This window comes from Allobosea sp. WAO (genome assembly GCF_001509835.1).
Lineage (GTDB): Bacteria > Pseudomonadota > Alphaproteobacteria > Rhizobiales > Beijerinckiaceae > Allobosea.
In genome coordinates, this window is sequence record NZ_JXTJ01000012.1 from 35171 (window position 1) to 48658 (window position 13488).

The 13488-nt window shown below is 68.3% G+C and carries 15 protein-coding genes; 9 read left to right on the forward strand and 6 right to left on the reverse strand.

The features are described from left to right. Nucleotides 1–15 precede the first annotated feature (15 nt). Entirely contained in the window at nucleotides 16–2001 is a 1986-nt protein-coding gene (locus tag DK26_RS21735; protein WP_083533454.1) for a potassium transporter Kup, read from the forward strand. Between the two features lie 111 nt (nucleotides 2002–2112). On the opposite strand, the gene DK26_RS21740 is transcribed toward DK26_RS21735, so the two are convergent. Further along, a complete protein-coding gene (locus DK26_RS21740) occupies nucleotides 2113–3063 on the reverse strand; it encodes a polyprenyl synthetase family protein (protein ID WP_066476988.1) in 951 nt (316 codons plus the stop codon). Between the two features lie 93 nt (nucleotides 3064–3156). On the opposite strand from DK26_RS21740, the gene mtgA reads away from it, so the two are divergent. Further along, a complete protein-coding gene (gene mtgA, locus DK26_RS21745) occupies nucleotides 3157–3921 on the forward strand; it encodes a monofunctional biosynthetic peptidoglycan transglycosylase (protein ID WP_248310084.1) in 765 nt (254 codons plus the stop codon). 89 nt (nucleotides 3922–4010) lie between these two features. Then, nucleotides 4011–4196: a 50S ribosomal protein L32 gene (gene rpmF, locus DK26_RS21750; RefSeq protein WP_043233137.1), complete on the forward strand. Its 186-nt coding sequence runs from the start codon at nucleotides 4011–4013 to the stop codon at nucleotides 4194–4196. An 87-nt stretch (nucleotides 4197–4283) separates the two neighbouring features. On the opposite strand, the gene DK26_RS21755 is transcribed toward rpmF, so the two are convergent. Next, nucleotides 4284–4514 carry a hypothetical protein gene (locus DK26_RS21755; protein WP_066476992.1) on the reverse strand — a complete coding sequence of 77 codons (231 nt, stop codon included), beginning with the start codon at nucleotides 4512–4514 and terminating at the stop codon, nucleotides 4284–4286. Nucleotides 4515–4676: 162 nt separating this feature from the next. Here DK26_RS21755 and DK26_RS21760 point away from each other — a divergent pair, with 162 nt between their 5' ends. Continuing rightward, nucleotides 4677–6371: a bifunctional diguanylate cyclase/phosphodiesterase gene (locus tag DK26_RS21760; RefSeq protein ID WP_066476995.1), complete on the forward strand. Its 1695-nt coding sequence runs from the start codon at nucleotides 4677–4679 to the stop codon at nucleotides 6369–6371. A 66-nt stretch (nucleotides 6372–6437) separates the two neighbouring features. Here the strand turns inward: DK26_RS21760 and phaR are convergent, their stop codons facing one another. Beyond that, entirely contained in the window at nucleotides 6438–7028 is a 591-nt protein-coding gene (phaR, locus tag DK26_RS21765; protein WP_066476997.1) for a polyhydroxyalkanoate synthesis repressor PhaR, read from the reverse strand. 258 nt (nucleotides 7029–7286) lie between these two features. On the opposite strand from phaR, the gene DK26_RS21770 reads away from it, so the two are divergent. The 4 genes from DK26_RS21770 to DK26_RS21785 all read left to right on the forward strand — a co-directional run bounded on the left by DK26_RS21770 (nucleotide 7287) and on the right by DK26_RS21785 (nucleotide 10462). Next, nucleotides 7287–8465, forward strand: a complete 1179-nt coding sequence (locus tag DK26_RS21770) for an acetyl-CoA C-acetyltransferase (RefSeq protein ID WP_066477000.1) — start codon at nucleotides 7287–7289, stop codon at nucleotides 8463–8465. Nucleotides 8466–8475: 10 nt separating this feature from the next. Continuing rightward, a complete protein-coding gene (locus tag DK26_RS21775) occupies nucleotides 8476–8691 on the forward strand; it encodes a DUF1737 domain-containing protein (protein WP_066477006.1) in 216 nt (71 codons plus the stop codon). A gap of 37 nt (nucleotides 8692–8728) precedes the next feature. Then, entirely contained in the window at nucleotides 8729–9451 is a 723-nt protein-coding gene (phbB, locus tag DK26_RS21780) for an acetoacetyl-CoA reductase (protein ID WP_066477008.1), read from the forward strand. Between the two features lie 117 nt (nucleotides 9452–9568). Continuing rightward, entirely contained in the window at nucleotides 9569–10462 is an 894-nt protein-coding gene (locus tag DK26_RS21785) for an EamA family transporter (protein WP_066477011.1), read from the forward strand. Here DK26_RS21785 and DK26_RS21790 read toward each other — a convergent pair. The 3 genes from DK26_RS21790 to gloB all read right to left on the reverse strand — a co-directional run bounded on the left by DK26_RS21790 (nucleotide 10435) and on the right by gloB (nucleotide 12560). Continuing rightward, nucleotides 10435–11196 (reverse strand): GNAT family N-acetyltransferase, encoded by a 762-nt coding sequence (locus DK26_RS21790; protein ID WP_066477023.1) that lies wholly within the window; start codon nucleotides 11194–11196, stop codon nucleotides 10435–10437. The two genes, DK26_RS21785 and DK26_RS21790, sit on opposite strands and share 28 nt — an antisense overlap. 2 nt (nucleotides 11197–11198) lie before the next feature. Next, a complete protein-coding gene (locus DK26_RS21795; RefSeq protein WP_066477026.1) occupies nucleotides 11199–11645 on the reverse strand; it encodes a cupin domain-containing protein in 447 nt (148 codons plus the stop codon). Between the two features lie 150 nt (nucleotides 11646–11795). Then, nucleotides 11796–12560 carry a hydroxyacylglutathione hydrolase gene (gene gloB / locus DK26_RS21800; protein WP_066477028.1) on the reverse strand — a complete coding sequence of 255 codons (765 nt, stop codon included), beginning with the start codon at nucleotides 12558–12560 and terminating at the stop codon, nucleotides 11796–11798. 141 nt (nucleotides 12561–12701) lie between these two features. Here gloB and DK26_RS21805 point away from each other — a divergent pair, with 141 nt between their 5' ends. After that, nucleotides 12702–13472 carry a class I SAM-dependent methyltransferase gene (locus DK26_RS21805; RefSeq protein ID WP_066477666.1) on the forward strand — a complete coding sequence of 257 codons (771 nt, stop codon included), beginning with the start codon at nucleotides 12702–12704 and terminating at the stop codon, nucleotides 13470–13472. Nucleotides 13473–13488 lie beyond the last annotated feature (16 nt).

Genomic DNA, 13488 nt, shown 5'->3' on the forward strand with positions numbered 1-13488 from the left:
CGCGGAGCACCCTTGATGGGTCATGACCAGCAGAATCCGGCCCCTGCCAAGCCGGATGGGGACCGTTTCGGTCTCGAAGAGCCGGCAAATGGCGGCCATTCCTCGCACAGCTATGCCGCGCTCGCGCTCGGTGCGCTCGGCGTCGTCTTCGGCGACATCGGCACGAGCCCGCTCTATGCACTGCGCGAGACGATCCTGGCTGCCACCGGTGCCGCGTCGGGTGGCCATGGCGGTGCTGCCGAGGTCACGCTTGCCGGGCCGCTGCCGCGTGAGGTCATTCTCGGTGTGCTCTCGCTGATCCTATGGTCGCTGGTCAGCGTCGTGACGCTGAAATACGTCGTGCTGCTGCTGCGGGCCGACAATAACGGCGAGGGCGGCACGCTGACCCTGGTCGCCCTGGCGCAGCGCGCGCTCGGGCGCAGCCGCGGTGGCGTGGTGCTGTTCCTCGGCATGGCGGGGGCGGCGCTGTTCTATGGCGATGCGGTGATCACGCCGGCGATCTCGGTGCTCTCGGCGATCGAGGGCATCAAGCTGGTGACGCCGGTGCTCGACGACTATGTCGTGACCATCGCCTCGGTGATCATGATCGCGCTCTTCCTGGTGCAAAGCCGCGGCACGGCCAAGGTCGCGAATTTCTTCGGCCCGGTGATGACGGTCTGGTTCGTGACCCTGGGCGGGCTCGGAATCTACCATATCTCCGACGATCTCGGGGTTCTCGCCTCGATCAACCCCTATCACGGCCTGCGCTTCTTCATCGATCATCCCGGCCTGTCTCTGGCCGTGCTCGGCACCGTCTGTCTCGCGGTCACCGGGGCCGAGGCGCTCTACGCCGATATGGGCCATTTCGGGCGCGGGCCGATCCGCGGCGCCTGGCTTTATCTGGTCTTCCCGGCGCTGTGGCTGAACTATCTCGGCCAGGGCGCGCTGATCCTCTCGGATTCCTCGGCGATCGAGAATCCCTTCTTTCGCCTCGCGCCGCAGGGGTTCACCCTGCCTCTGGTGATCATGGCGACGATTGCCACCATCATCGCCAGCCAGGCGGTGATCACCGGGGCGTTCTCGCTGACCCGGCAGGCGATCCAGCTCGGCCTGCTGCCGCGCCTCGAGATCCGCCACACCTCGGAGCATACCTCCGGCCAGATCTTCATCCCGCGGATGAACACGCTGCTCCTTCTGACGGTGCTGCTGCTGATCTGGACGTTCAGGACCTCCTCGAACCTCTCGCACGCCTATGGCATCTCGGTGTTCGGGGCGATGGCGGTGGATTCGCTGCTCGCCTTCATCGTGATCTGGCGCGGCTGGCGCTGGAGCCTGCTGGCGACCTCTCTGGTGCTGGTGCCCTTCATCATCATCGACCTCGCCTTCTTCTCGGCCAATCTGCTGAAGCTGTTCAGCGGCGGCTACGTCCCGGTGCTGTTCGCGATCGCGCTGACGGTACTGATGTGGACCTGGGTGCGCGGCACGCGGATCCTGTTCGACAAGACCCGCAAGACCGATGTGCCGCTGCTCGAACTGGTCGGCATGCTGACCAAGAGCCCGCCCTACCGGGTCAAGGGCATGGCGGTGTTCCTGACCAGCGATCCGGAGACGGCGCCGGCCTCACTGCTGCACAATCTCAAGCACAACAAGGTGCTGCACGAGCGCAATGTCATCCTCACCGTGCGCTCGGCCGACACGCCGCGCGTCGCCGAAAGCGAGCGCGTCAGGCTCTCGCGGATCACCGACGATTTCTGGCGGGTCGAGATGATCTACGGCTACATGGAGAGCCCGAACGTCCCCAAGGGGCTCGCCATACTGCGCAAGCAGGGCTTCAAGTTCGACATCATGTCGACCTCGTTCTTCCTGTCGCGCCGCTCGATCAAGGCCTCGCCGAACTCAGGCATGCCGGTCTGGCAGGACAATCTCTTCATCGGCCTGACCAAGAGCGCGACCGACGCCACCAACTTCTTCCAGATCCCGACTGGACGCGTGGTCGAGGTCGGGACGCAGGTCACGGTCTGACGTAGCCATTCCACCGTCATTGCGAGTGTAGCGAAGCAATCCAGGGGCGACAGAGCTACGCCTTCCTGGATTGCTTCGCCGCTATGCTCCTCGCAATGACGGAAGGCGGATTCAGCTCCTGCGGCTGGCGGCGAAGCGCGCCGCCGCCCGCAGCATCGCCGCCTCCGGCCCGAAACCAGCGAGAGCAGCGACCGCCTGCTCGCTGAAGCGGTCGCGCTCGCGCTTCGCCGCCTCGAGGCCGAGGGCCGTGACCAGCGTCGCCTTGCCCCTAGCATCGTCCTTGGCGGTCGCCTTGCCCATCTGCTCGGTGCTGGCTTCGATATCGAGGATGTCGTCGGCGACCTGGAAGGCCGCTCCGAGCGCCCGGCCGTAATCCGTCAGCGCTGCCATGCTCTTGGCATCGGCCTGTCCGAGACGGGCACCGAGCGCGACGCTGGCCGCCAGCAGCGCTCCGGTCTTCATCGCCTGCAGGCGCAGGATAGCGGCCTCGCCGAGACGCGCAGGCGCGCCTTCGGCGGGAAAGCGCCCCTCGGCCGCCAGATCGAGCATCTGGCCGCCGACCATGCCGCCGGCGCCGAGCGCACGCGACAGCATCAGCACCAGTGCGGCGCGGGTTTCGCCGTCGCGATGGGTGGCGGGGTCGGAGAGGACGTCGAAGGCCAGCGTCAACAGGCTGTCGCCGGCGAGAATCGCGGTCGCCTCGTCGAAGGCCTTGTGCACGGTTGGCCGGCCGCGGCGCAGGTCGTCGTCGTCCATCGCCGGCAAGTCGTCATGGACCAGCGAGTAGCAATGGGCGAATTCGACGGCCGCGCCGGCGCGCAGGGCCTGCGCGCGCTCTACGCCAAAGATCCGGGCGGTCTCGGCGACCAGGAAGGGGCGCAGGCGCTTGCCGCCTCCGAGCGCGCCATGGCGCATCGCAGCCAGCAGACGCGCCGGGCGGTGGATCTCGCCGGCCTCGGGCTCGTCACGCAGCAGGCTGGCGAGCAGTGTCTCGATGGCATCGGCGGTCTCGGCCAGACCGGCGGCGAGAGCCTCTTCGGAGGCGGTCTGCGCGGAACTCATGAAGCCCTCTTGCGTTCGCTTGCCGGGCCGGTGCCCAGCGTTTTGGGGCTTGCAGGAGGCGGGCTTCATCGTCAAGCGTGGGGCATGACAGGAATGGCAGGCAATCCGGGTCCGAAGCGCAGGGGACTCGCGACGCGAATCATCCGCATCCTGACGATGACCATGCTGGCCCTGGCGATCAGCTTCGTGGCGGCGCTCGTGCTCTACCGCTTCGTCCCGGCGCCATCGACATTGATGCTCGGGCGCTGGCTGACCTTTCGCGAGGTGAATCGCGACTGGGTGCCGCTGGAGCAGATCTCGCCGCATCTGGTCCGCGCCGTGATCGCTTCCGAGGACCAGCGCTTCTGCAGCCATGCCGGCGTCGACTGGGGCGAGCTCAACGCGGTGCTGCAGGACGAGGACGGGCCGAGCCGCGGCGCTTCGACGCTGACCATGCAGACCGCCAAGAACCTCTTCCTCTGGCCGGGCCGCTCCTATGTCCGCAAGGCGCTGGAATTGCCGGTGGCGCTCTCTATCGATCTCGCTTGGCCGAAGAGCCGGATCATCGAGGTCTATCTCAACATCGCCGAATGGGGCGACGGGGTGTTCGGTGCCGAGGCGGCGGCGCAGCTCTATTTCGGCAAGCCGGCGGCGAAGCTGAATCCGGCCGAGGCGGCGCGGCTCGCCGGCGCCCTGCCCAATCCGATCCTGCGCAATCCCGGCCGGCCAAGTCGGGGCCTGCAGGCGGCCGCCGGGCGTGTGCAGCGGCGCATGCTCCAGCTCGGGCCGCTCGGCGATTGCGCCCTGCCGCGCCGGAGCGCTGCGGCTTTGCCAGATTTTCGGCCGGATGCTCTAGCCAGAGCGCGCGCAAGCGTGTAAAGGCCTGCCACCTCACGAATGTGACGTCGTCGCACAGGTCGTGCGGGCGAAAGCCCGGCGCTTCCCGCGACGGCATGATGGAGAGTACCATGGCCGTTCCGAAGAGAAAGACTTCGCCGTCGAAGCGCGGCATGCGCCGCTCGGCCGACGCGCTGAAGCAGCCCACCTACATCGAAGACAAGAACTCCGGCGAGCTGCGCCGTCCGCACCATGTCGACCTGAAGTCGGGCATGTATCGCGGCCGCCAGGTCCTGAAGGCCAAGACCGAGGCCTGATAACGGGCGAGGCCAAAGGCCTCGTTTGTCGAATTCGATTAGAAATCGCCGGCCGTAAGGCCGGCTTTTTCGTGTTTGCGGCAGAGCTCAGGCGAGGCGCGTCGTGATGCGGGCCGGTGCGCGCGGCGCGCCGGCGGCCTTGCGGTAGAGACCAGCGGCGATCGCGGGCGTCTCGCGGCCGCGCCGGGCGAACGGGCCGATCCCGGCCTGGCTGGCGGCGAGCTGTACCAGGAAGGCGGCGGGGACGACCATGGCGGGCGGGCTACGCCGCTCGGCCCTGCGGCGCTCTGGAAAATCATTCCAGACCTGCGTGATCATTGTGCCGCTCCGAAACGCCAAGGCTTTTCGGAGGGCTAAGCTGCAAGCGGGGGGCCGGCCTTAACCGTGCGTTAACCCAGCCGGATGCATCGTTTCGGCACAGATTCCGCCCTCTCGAATCCGGGTCCGACGGCCCCTCTCCGTCGCCGAGGCCGCTGTCCGATGCCCGCGCCTTCCATTTTCGGCTCCCGCGACGAGAGAATTGTCGATCCGCGCAGCCTGCTCTCCTCGATCGGGGAGGTGGTCTACACCTGGGACATCGCCACCGACGCTCTGGAATGGGGCCCGAACGTCGCCGAGGTGCTCGGCCCGGTCGCGCCGGCGGTGCTGGCGCGTGGCCTCGCCTTCGCCGGGCTGGTCGAGCCCGGTAGCGGGCGCAGCCGCTATGATGCGATCTATTCGGTGGGCGGGCACGATTTCGGCGACGGGGTGGTCTATCGCACCCGCTATGCCGCCGACCTGGCCGGCCGCAGAATGTGGATCGAAGATGCGGGGCGCTGGTTTGCGGGGATGGATGGACGTCCGGCCCGAGCGCGCGGCGTCCTGCGGCTCGAGCGGGCGGTGCGGCCCGAGGAGCTGGGCGCCGATCATCACGAACTCTGCGATCGCGCCTCGCTGGTCGAGCATGTCGAGACGGCGCTGGCCGAGCATCTGCCTGCCGAGCGTGGCCTCGTCGTCCTGATCGGCGCGATCGACGAGCTTGCCCGCCTCAACGACGATTTCGGCCATGAGGCCACCGACGAGATCATCCAGGAAGTGCAGGAGCGCCTGCGGTCGGTGATGCGCCGGCGCGACCATCTGATGCGTTATTCCGGCAATCGCTTCGCCATCCTGCTGTCGGGCTGCCCGGCCTCGCAGGTCGAGGTGGCGGCGCAACGCTTCATCAAGGCCGTGGCGCAGTCCGCGATCGAGACCTCGCGCGGCATCGCGCTGGCGCGGCTGCGGGTCGGTGCGGCGGTCGCGCCGGACCTGTCACGGGAGGGCGGCGCACTGGTCGCGGCGGCCGAGAATGCGCTTGCGGGGGCCAAGGCCGGAGCCGTCGACGCGGCGGTCATCGCCCGGCGCAACGTCGTGCGCGAAACCGGTGCCGGCACTGCGAGCCATGACATCGAGGCCGTGGTCGCGCTCAACGAGCGCCGGGTCCGTCTCGCTCTCCAGCCCGTAGTCAGCGCGGCCACCCGAGCGCCCGTCTTCAGCGAGGCGCTGCTGCGGGTCGAGCGGGCGCAGGGCGGGGGCTTCCTCGCCACGCCGGAATTGATCCCGGTGCTGGAGCGGCGCGGTCTGATCAGGCTGTTCGACCATCGCGTGCTTGAGCTCGTCATGGCCCTGCTGGCCGAGCAGCCGCAAATGGTGCTTTCGGTCAACGTCTCGCCGCGCTCGCTCGCCGATCCGGAATGGCTCGATGCCTTCCTCGCCTGCACGGGCGGCCGCAGCGCCGAGACTTCGCGTTTGATCGTCGAGGTCACCGAGACCGCGACGATCGACGATTCCGCGCGGATGGTGAAGCTGCTGACACGGATCAAGGAGCAGGGCGCGCGCATCGCCATCGACGATTTCGGCGCCGGCCACACCTCGCTGCGGCATCTGCGCGCCTTCCCGATCGACATCCTGAAGCTCGACGGCGCCTTCACCCAGAATCTGCGACGCTCGACCGATGACCGGTTCTTCGTGCGCACTTTGCTGGAACTGGCGCGCCATCTCGAAGTCGAGACGGTGGCGGAATGGGTCGACGACGATCTTCAGGCCGCGATGCTGCGCGACTGGGGCGTGACCTATCTGCAGGGCCATCTGGTCGGAAAGGCGGAGCTCTGGCAGCCCGATCAGGCGCGGGCCGAGCCGCTGCGCGAAGCCGTCTGAGGTGTCCGGGCGGCGAGGCAGCCGCCCGATGCGATCGTTAGTCGCGCAACTGGCGCGCTTTCCCGTTCACTTGCTCTTGGCGAGCTTGTCGAGCCGCTCGCGCATCTCGTTGAGCTCGCGCTTGAGATCGCCGAGCTCGGCGTTTTCCGGCGCCGTCGACGGGGCTTCCGCCTGCGCCTTGGCTGCTGCCGCGGCAAACGGGTTGAAGAGCTGGAAGGCCTCGGTGAACATCGTCATGTTGGCGCGGGTCTGGGCCTGGATCGCGTCGAGCGCGCCGGTGCCGAAGGTGCCGCCGCCGAAGGCCTTGCTCATCTGCTCGCGGAACTGGTTCTGTTCCTTGGTCAGATTCTCCATCGAGAATTCGAGATAGCGCGGCACCAGGGCCTGCATGCTGTCGCCGTAGAAGCGGATGAGCTGGCGCAGGAAGGCGATCGGCAGCAGGTTCTGCCCGTCCTTGCTCTCTTCGTCGAAGATGATCTGGGCCAGCACCGAGCGGGTGATGTCCTCGCCGCTCTTGGCGTCGTAGACGACGAAATCTTCGCCGTTGCGCACCAGGCCGGCGAGATCTTCCAGCGTGACGTAGGAGCTTGTGCCCGTGTGGTACAGCCGACGATTGGCGTATTTCTTGATGACGGTCGCTTCTTTGTCGCTGGCCATAGATACCCACGCGCCTTGCTCCGGCCGTCCGTCCCGGGATCGGGACGGAGCCGGAAAACGGTTCCCCGCCAGACGATAGCTCGTCGGCGCCCTGCTGCAAGTTTTTTGAGCGCCGTTGCGGCAGGGGCGGCCGTTGCCTCGATGATAGGCTTCGCCCCATGGCTGGCTTGACGGCGTCGCCGCGCCCTTCGAAGGTGCGGAGAACAGTTTGCCGAACCGCCGGAGGCGGGAGGCGTGAGAGAACCGGAGGACAAGCCAATGGCTGATACTGACATCGTGATCGTGGGCGCTGCGCGCACCGCAGTCGGCGCCTTCAACGGTGCCTTCGCCAATACGCCGGCTCACGATCTCGGCGCCGCGGCGATCAAGGAAGCGCTGAAGCGCGCCAAGGTCGAGGCCGGTGAGGTCGACGAGGTCATCATGGGCCAGATCCTGACCGCCGGTCAGGGCCAGAACCCGGCCCGCCAGGCCGCGATGATCGCGGGCATTCCGCAGGAGGCGACCGCCTGGGGCCTCAACCAGCTCTGCGGCTCGGGCCTGCGCGCCGTCGCCATCGGCCTGCAGCAGATCGCCAATGGCGATGCCGACATCATCGTCGCCGGCGGCCAGGAATCGATGTCGATGTCGCAGCATGCCCAGCATCTGCGCTCCGGCACCAAGATGGGCGACACCAAGTTCATCGATACGATGATCAAGGACGGGCTCTGGGACGCCTTCCACGGCTACCATATGGGCACCACCGCCGAGAACGTCGCGACCAAATGGCAGATCAGCCGCGAGGAACAGGACCGCTTCGCCGTCGGCTCGCAGAACAAGGCCGAGGCTGCGCAGAAGGCCGGCCGCTTCAAGGACGAGATCCTTCCCTTCACCGTCTCGACCCGCAAGGGCGACATCGTCGTCGATGCCGACGAGTATCCGCGCCATGGCGCGACGATCGAGGCGATGGCGAAGCTCAGGCCCGCCTTCTCCAAGGACGGGACCGTCACCGCCGGCAACGCCTCGGGCATCAATGACGGGGCCGCTGCGCTCGTGGTGATGACCGCCAAGGAAGCCGCCAAGCGCGGCCTGACGCCGCTCGCGCGCATCGCCTCCTGGGCGACGGCCGGCGTCGATCCGGCGATCATGGGCTCCGGGCCGATCCCGGCGACGCGCAAGGCGCTGGAGAAGGCCGGCTGGAAGATCGGCGATCTCGACCTCGTCGAGGCCAACGAGGCCTTCGCCGCCCAGGCGCTGGCGGTCAACAAGGACCTCGGCTGGAACCCCGACATCGTCAACGTCAATGGCGGCGCGATCGCGATCGGCCATCCGATCGGCGCCTCGGGCGCGCGGGTGCTGGTGACGCTGCTGCACGAGATGGCCAAGCGCGACGCGAAGAAGGGCCTCGCCACGCTGTGCATCGGCGGCGGCATGGGCGTCGCCCTGGCTGTGGAGCGCTGAGCCGCCGACCATGCCCAAGCAGACCACGCTCTATCGCTACCTGACCGGGCCCGATGACGCTTCGTTCTGTCATCGGGTCTCGGAGGCGCTGAGCCGTGGCTGGGTCCTCTACGGGCCCCCGACCCTGACCTATGACGAGAAGGCGGGGCGCGTGATCTGCGGGCAGGCGATCATCAAGGATGTGGACCGGGCGTACGAGCCCGGTCTCGATCTCTCGCAACAATAAAGCCGCCGAGGGGCCGGCCCAGAGGGAGGAGCAGACGATGGCTAGGGTTGCTTTGGTGACTGGGGGCACGCGCGGCATCGGCGCGGCGATCTGCAAGGCGCTGCAGGAGGCCGGCTACAAGGTCGCCGCGAGCTATGCCGGCAATGACGAGGCTGCCGCCAAGTTCAAGACCGAGACCGGGATACCCGTCTACAAATGGGATGTCGGCGACTACGACGCCTGCGCCGCCGGCATCGCCAAGGTCGAGGCCGAGGTCGGGCCGGTCGACATCCTCGTCAACAATGCCGGCATCACCAAGGACGGCTTCTTCCACAAGATGACCAAGGACCAGTGGTCCGCCGTCATCCGCACCAATCTCGACTCGCTGTTCAACATGACGCGCCCGGTGATCGAAGGCATGCGCGGGCGCGGCTTCGGCCGGATCATCGTGATCTCGTCTATCAACGGCCAGAAGGGCCAGATGGGGCAGGTGAACTACTCCGCGGCCAAGGCCGGCGATATCGGCTTCGTCAAGGCGCTGGCGCAGGAGAACGCCAACAAGGGCATCACGGTGAACGCGATCACGCCGGGCTATATCGGCACCGACATGGTCGCGGCGATGCCGGAAGAGGCGCTGAAACGCGTCGTCGCCGGCATTCCGGTCGGCCGCCTCGGCAAGCCCGAGGAGATCGCGCAAACGGTCGTCTTCCTCGCCTCCGACAACGGCGCCTTCGCGACCGGCGCAACCTTCGCCGTCAATGGCGGCCAGTACATGGCCTGACGCCCCACGGCGCGCCGTCTTCGCGGCGGCGCGTCGCCGGCGTCGGTGACGAGGCGGGCATAGGCAGGACGGGGCCGCTCTGCTAACCGGGGCGCCGCCCCCGCCGAGTGCCGCCCGATGACCTCCCGCACCGCTACCGCGACCGGCTTCGTCGCCATCCTGCTCTGGTCGACGCTGGCGCTGTTCACGGCGATGAGCGGCCGGCTGCCGGCCTTCCAGCTCGTTGCCATGACCTTCGTGATCGGCGGGCTCTTCATCCTCGCGATCGCGGCGGCGCGTGGCCGGCTGCACCTAGCGCGGCCGACGCCGGCCTCCTTCCTGCTCGGGCTCTACGGTCCGTTCGGCGACACCGCGCTCTACTATGCCGCGGTCAAGACGGCGCCGCCGGCAGAGGCGAACCTGATCCATTATCTCTGGCCGCTGCTGATCGTGCTGTTCGCGGCGCTGCTGCCGGGCGGCGGGCTGAAGCTGCGCCATCTCGTCGGCGCCCTGATCGGCCTCGGGGCGACGGCGGTGCTGATCTCCGGCAGTCTCGGCGCCGGCGGTGGCGGCATCCAGCCCGGCCATGTGCTGGCGGCGCTCGGCGCCTTCGTCTGGGCGAGCTATTCGGTGATTTCGCGCCGCTTCGCCGCCGTTCCCTCGGAGAGCCTCGGCGTCACCATGCTCGGCTGCGCTGTCGCGGCCTTCGCCTGCCATCTCGCCTTCGAGCAGACCTTATGGACGCCGAGCCTCGCCGAATGGGGCGGGGTGCTGGGGCTCGGCCTCGGCTCGACCGGGCTCGCCTTCATCTGCTGGGACATTGGCATGAAGAAGGGCGACGTGTCCCTGCTCGGCGTCGCCTCCTATGCCGCTCCGGTGCTCTCGACCATCATCCTGGTGCTCGCCGGCTATGCGGCGGCGAGCTGGCTGCTCGCCCTGTCCTGCGTGCTGATCGTGGTCGGGGCGCTGGTCGCGAGCTTCGGCCAAAGTGCGGGACGGCCGCCTCAGCGGTCCAGTACCCGCGTCTCGTAGGCATAGACCGTGCGGAAGCCGAGCCGGCGATACATCTCGAAGGCGAGGCCGTTGCTCTGGTCGACTTGGAGATAGGCGAGTTTGCAGCCCTGAGCCGCCGCCCACCCCATCAGGCCGAGCATCAGCTTCTTGCCGAGGCCTTTCCCGCGCAGGCTCTCGTCGACGATCACCGCGCCGATCTCGGCCATGCCGCGTTCGGCGACGCTCATCGCATAGGCGGCGGGGCGGCCCTCATGCAGCAGGGTCGCGAAGGCGGCCGGCAGGCGCACGCCAGAGACGATGGCGGACAGATGCTCGCGGTTGCGCTTGTTGCCGGTCTGGTGGCTGCAGACGCCGCTGATCCAGGCCTCCGTCGCCAGCGGGTCGACGAGCATATCCGGATCTTCCGGATGCCGGGCAGGATCGAGCTCGGCGACCATGCCGAAGGAGGCGGTCTCGATCCGGTAGCCGCGCGCGGCGAAGCGCTGGCGGGCGCGTTCGGCGACGAGCGGCGTGAAGCGGATGCGCGGCGGCAGGCCGGCTTCCGCATAGAGCTTTTCGATGAACGCCAGGGTGTCGTCGTCCATCTCGGTGTTGGCCTGCAGGGCCGAAGCGGAGTTGGCACGGCCGGAATAACCATTGGCGAAGCGTACCGCCCAGTCGTCGATGACCAGCGTGGTCGGGGCAGGCCATGCATTGACGATGCGGCTTTCGCAGGCGCGGACCAGCGCGAGGTCGGTGACGGGCTTGTCCATGCTCAGTGATCCCCGGGCTGCCAGCCCGGCTCCGCCATCTCGAAGGCCGAGAAGGCGAAGCCCGGCGCGACCGTGCAGCCGACCAGCGTCCAGCCGCCGAGGGGGGCGGCGCTCTGCCAGCAGCCAGCGGGCACGACGATCTGCGGGCGCTGGCCGGCGGCGAGATCCTTGCCGAGATGTTGGGTCACGGCGCTGGTGCCGTCCTGCGACAGGCTGAGCGCCAGCGGCGCACCAGCATAGTGATGCCAGATCTCGGCCGCGTCGACGCGGTGCCAGTGCGAACTCTCGCCGGCATCGAGCAGATAATAGATCGCGGTCGAGAAGCCGCGGCCTTCCGGCCCCTGCGGGTCGCGGAAGGTCTCGCGGTAATGTCCGCCCTCGGGATGGGGCTTCAGCGCGAGCAGCGCGATGATGCCGGCCGCATCGAGGCCGTCTAACGGTGGACTCATGGTTGTGGTCCTACGATGTCTTGGCCCTCAGCCCTCATCCCGAGGGCGATCGCCGATCGCGTCTCGAAGGATGCTTCCAGTGTGTTCTGGATCATCCTTCGAGACGCCGCTGCGCGGCTCCTCAGGATGAGGGCTGAGAAAGGCTGCTGCTCAGAACCGGTTCTTGGCTTCGCGCAGCGCGGCGAAGACCTCGCCGGCCGGCTTGCCGACCAAGCCGAGCGTGGCTGCGAGAGCGTCCTCGCCGGCGCGGAAGAACGGGTTCGTCGCCTTTTCCTCGGCGATCGTCGTCACCGCCCAGAAGCGGCCCTCGGCCTTGGCCGCCTCGGCTTCGGCGAGGCGGGCGGCGACAGCTGGATTGCTCGGGTCCATCGCTGCGGCGAAGCGCCCGTTCGACAAGGTGTAGTCATGGCCGGTGATCAGCCTTGTCGCGTCCGGCAGCGCCATGATGCGGGAGAGCGAGGCCCACATCGCATCCATCCGGCCCGGCATGACGCGGCCGCAGCCCATGACGAAGACGACGTCGCCGACGAGAGCGAGGCGGGCGCCCTGGCTGACCAGGCTGACATGCCCCTCGGCATGGCCCGGCGTCGCCCAGACCTCGAAATCATAGGCGCCGAGCGCGACATGGTCGCCTTCGCCGATCACGACGTCGACCGGCGCGGCACCGCGGGCGGCCGCGGGCGCGAAGACCTTGGCTCCGGTCGCCTGCTTCAGGGTGAGGATGCCCTGGACATGGTCGGCATGCTCATGCGTGACCAGCACCTGCGAGATTCGCCAGCCCTTGGCGCGGGCGGCGGCGAGGACCTCTGCTGCATCGGGCACGTCGACTGCGGCGCAGACGCCGCTCGCCGGGTCGTGCAGCAGGGCGCCGGCATTGTCGCTGAGCGTGCGGAAGACATGGATGTCGAGAGGCATGGCAGGCTCCGGGGCGCGGGCAGCGAGACGCAGCCGCAAGGGCGATCGAGCCGTTCATAGCGGCTTTGCCGGGCCAAGCCCAACACTACGCAGCGTCAGATGCTCTTGCGCTGGCCCGCTGCCTGCGCCATCTCCGTGGTCATGGCTCTCGATGTCGTCGACCTGCGTGCCTTCTATGCCAGTCCGCTCGGGCATGTGGCGCGCCAGGCGGTCGGACGGGTCGTGATAAGGCTCTGGCCGCATTGCCAGCGCCAGCGTCTGCTGGGGCTCGGTTTCGCCACGCCCTATCTGCCCTTGATCGGCGGCGAGGCCGAACGCGTCATCGCCTTCATGCCCGCGGCGCAAGGTGTGCTGAACTGGCCGTCGCAGGGCCTCTCGGCTTCCGCCCTGGTCGAGCCGACGCTGCTGCCGCTGCCGACCGCCTCGGTCGACCGCGTGCTCATCGTGCACGCGCTCGAGGAGACCGAGAGCCCTGAGGATCTGCTCGAGGAGGCTTCGCGGGTGCTCAACCCCGGCGGCAGGCTGATCGTGATCGTGCCGAATCGACGCGGCCTCTGGGCCCGGATGGACACGACGCCCTTCGGTCACGGCCGGCCCTTCAGCCGCAGCCAGCTCGAGAACCTGATGCGCCGCGCGATGTTCTCGCCGGAGAACTGGGCCGAGGCTCTCTATGTGCCGCCCTTGCGCCGGCGCCTGTTCCTGCGCTCGGCCGGAGCCTGGGAAAAGTTCGGCGCGGGCCTCTCGCTGCCCTTCGCCGGCGTGCATGTCGTCGACGCCACCAAACAGTTCTATCGCCAGGCGCCGTTGCGGGCGACGCGCCGTAGTTTCGCCTTCCGGCCGGTGTTGTTGCCGCAGCCGACGCCGTCTCGCCGCCTGACCCGGGATCGTGGTGCGTCACCGCCGGCGGGTTGACAATCGCGGCGGGGCG

Coding starts and splice junctions, on each gene's coding strand:
- DK26_RS21735 (WP_083533454.1), top strand. CDS start 16: ATGGGTCATGACCAGCAGAATCCGGCCCCTGCCAAGCCGGATGGGGAC.
- DK26_RS21740 (WP_066476988.1), bottom strand. CDS start 3,063: ATGAGTTCCGCGCAGACCGCCTCCGAAGAGGCTCTCGCCGCCGGTCTG.
- mtgA (WP_248310084.1), top strand. CDS start 3,157: ATGGCAGGCAATCCGGGTCCGAAGCGCAGGGGACTCGCGACGCGAATC.
- rpmF (WP_043233137.1), top strand. CDS start 4,011: ATGGCCGTTCCGAAGAGAAAGACTTCGCCGTCGAAGCGCGGCATGCGC.
- DK26_RS21755 (WP_066476992.1), bottom strand. CDS start 4,514: ATGATCACGCAGGTCTGGAATGATTTTCCAGAGCGCCGCAGGGCCGAG.
- DK26_RS21760 (WP_066476995.1), top strand. CDS start 4,677: ATGCCCGCGCCTTCCATTTTCGGCTCCCGCGACGAGAGAATTGTCGAT.
- phaR (WP_066476997.1), bottom strand. CDS start 7,028: ATGGCCAGCGACAAAGAAGCGACCGTCATCAAGAAATACGCCAATCGT.
- DK26_RS21770 (WP_066477000.1), top strand. CDS start 7,287: ATGGCTGATACTGACATCGTGATCGTGGGCGCTGCGCGCACCGCAGTC.
- DK26_RS21775 (WP_066477006.1), top strand. CDS start 8,476: ATGCCCAAGCAGACCACGCTCTATCGCTACCTGACCGGGCCCGATGAC.
- phbB (WP_066477008.1), top strand. CDS start 8,729: ATGGCTAGGGTTGCTTTGGTGACTGGGGGCACGCGCGGCATCGGCGCG.
- DK26_RS21785 (WP_066477011.1), top strand. CDS start 9,569: ATGACCTCCCGCACCGCTACCGCGACCGGCTTCGTCGCCATCCTGCTC.
- DK26_RS21790 (WP_066477023.1), bottom strand. CDS start 11,196: ATGGACAAGCCCGTCACCGACCTCGCGCTGGTCCGCGCCTGCGAAAGC.
- DK26_RS21795 (WP_066477026.1), bottom strand. CDS start 11,645: ATGAGTCCACCGTTAGACGGCCTCGATGCGGCCGGCATCATCGCGCTG.
- gloB (WP_066477028.1), bottom strand. CDS start 12,560: ATGCCTCTCGACATCCATGTCTTCCGCACGCTCAGCGACAATGCCGGC.
- DK26_RS21805 (WP_066477666.1), top strand. CDS start 12,702: ATGGCTCTCGATGTCGTCGACCTGCGTGCCTTCTATGCCAGTCCGCTC.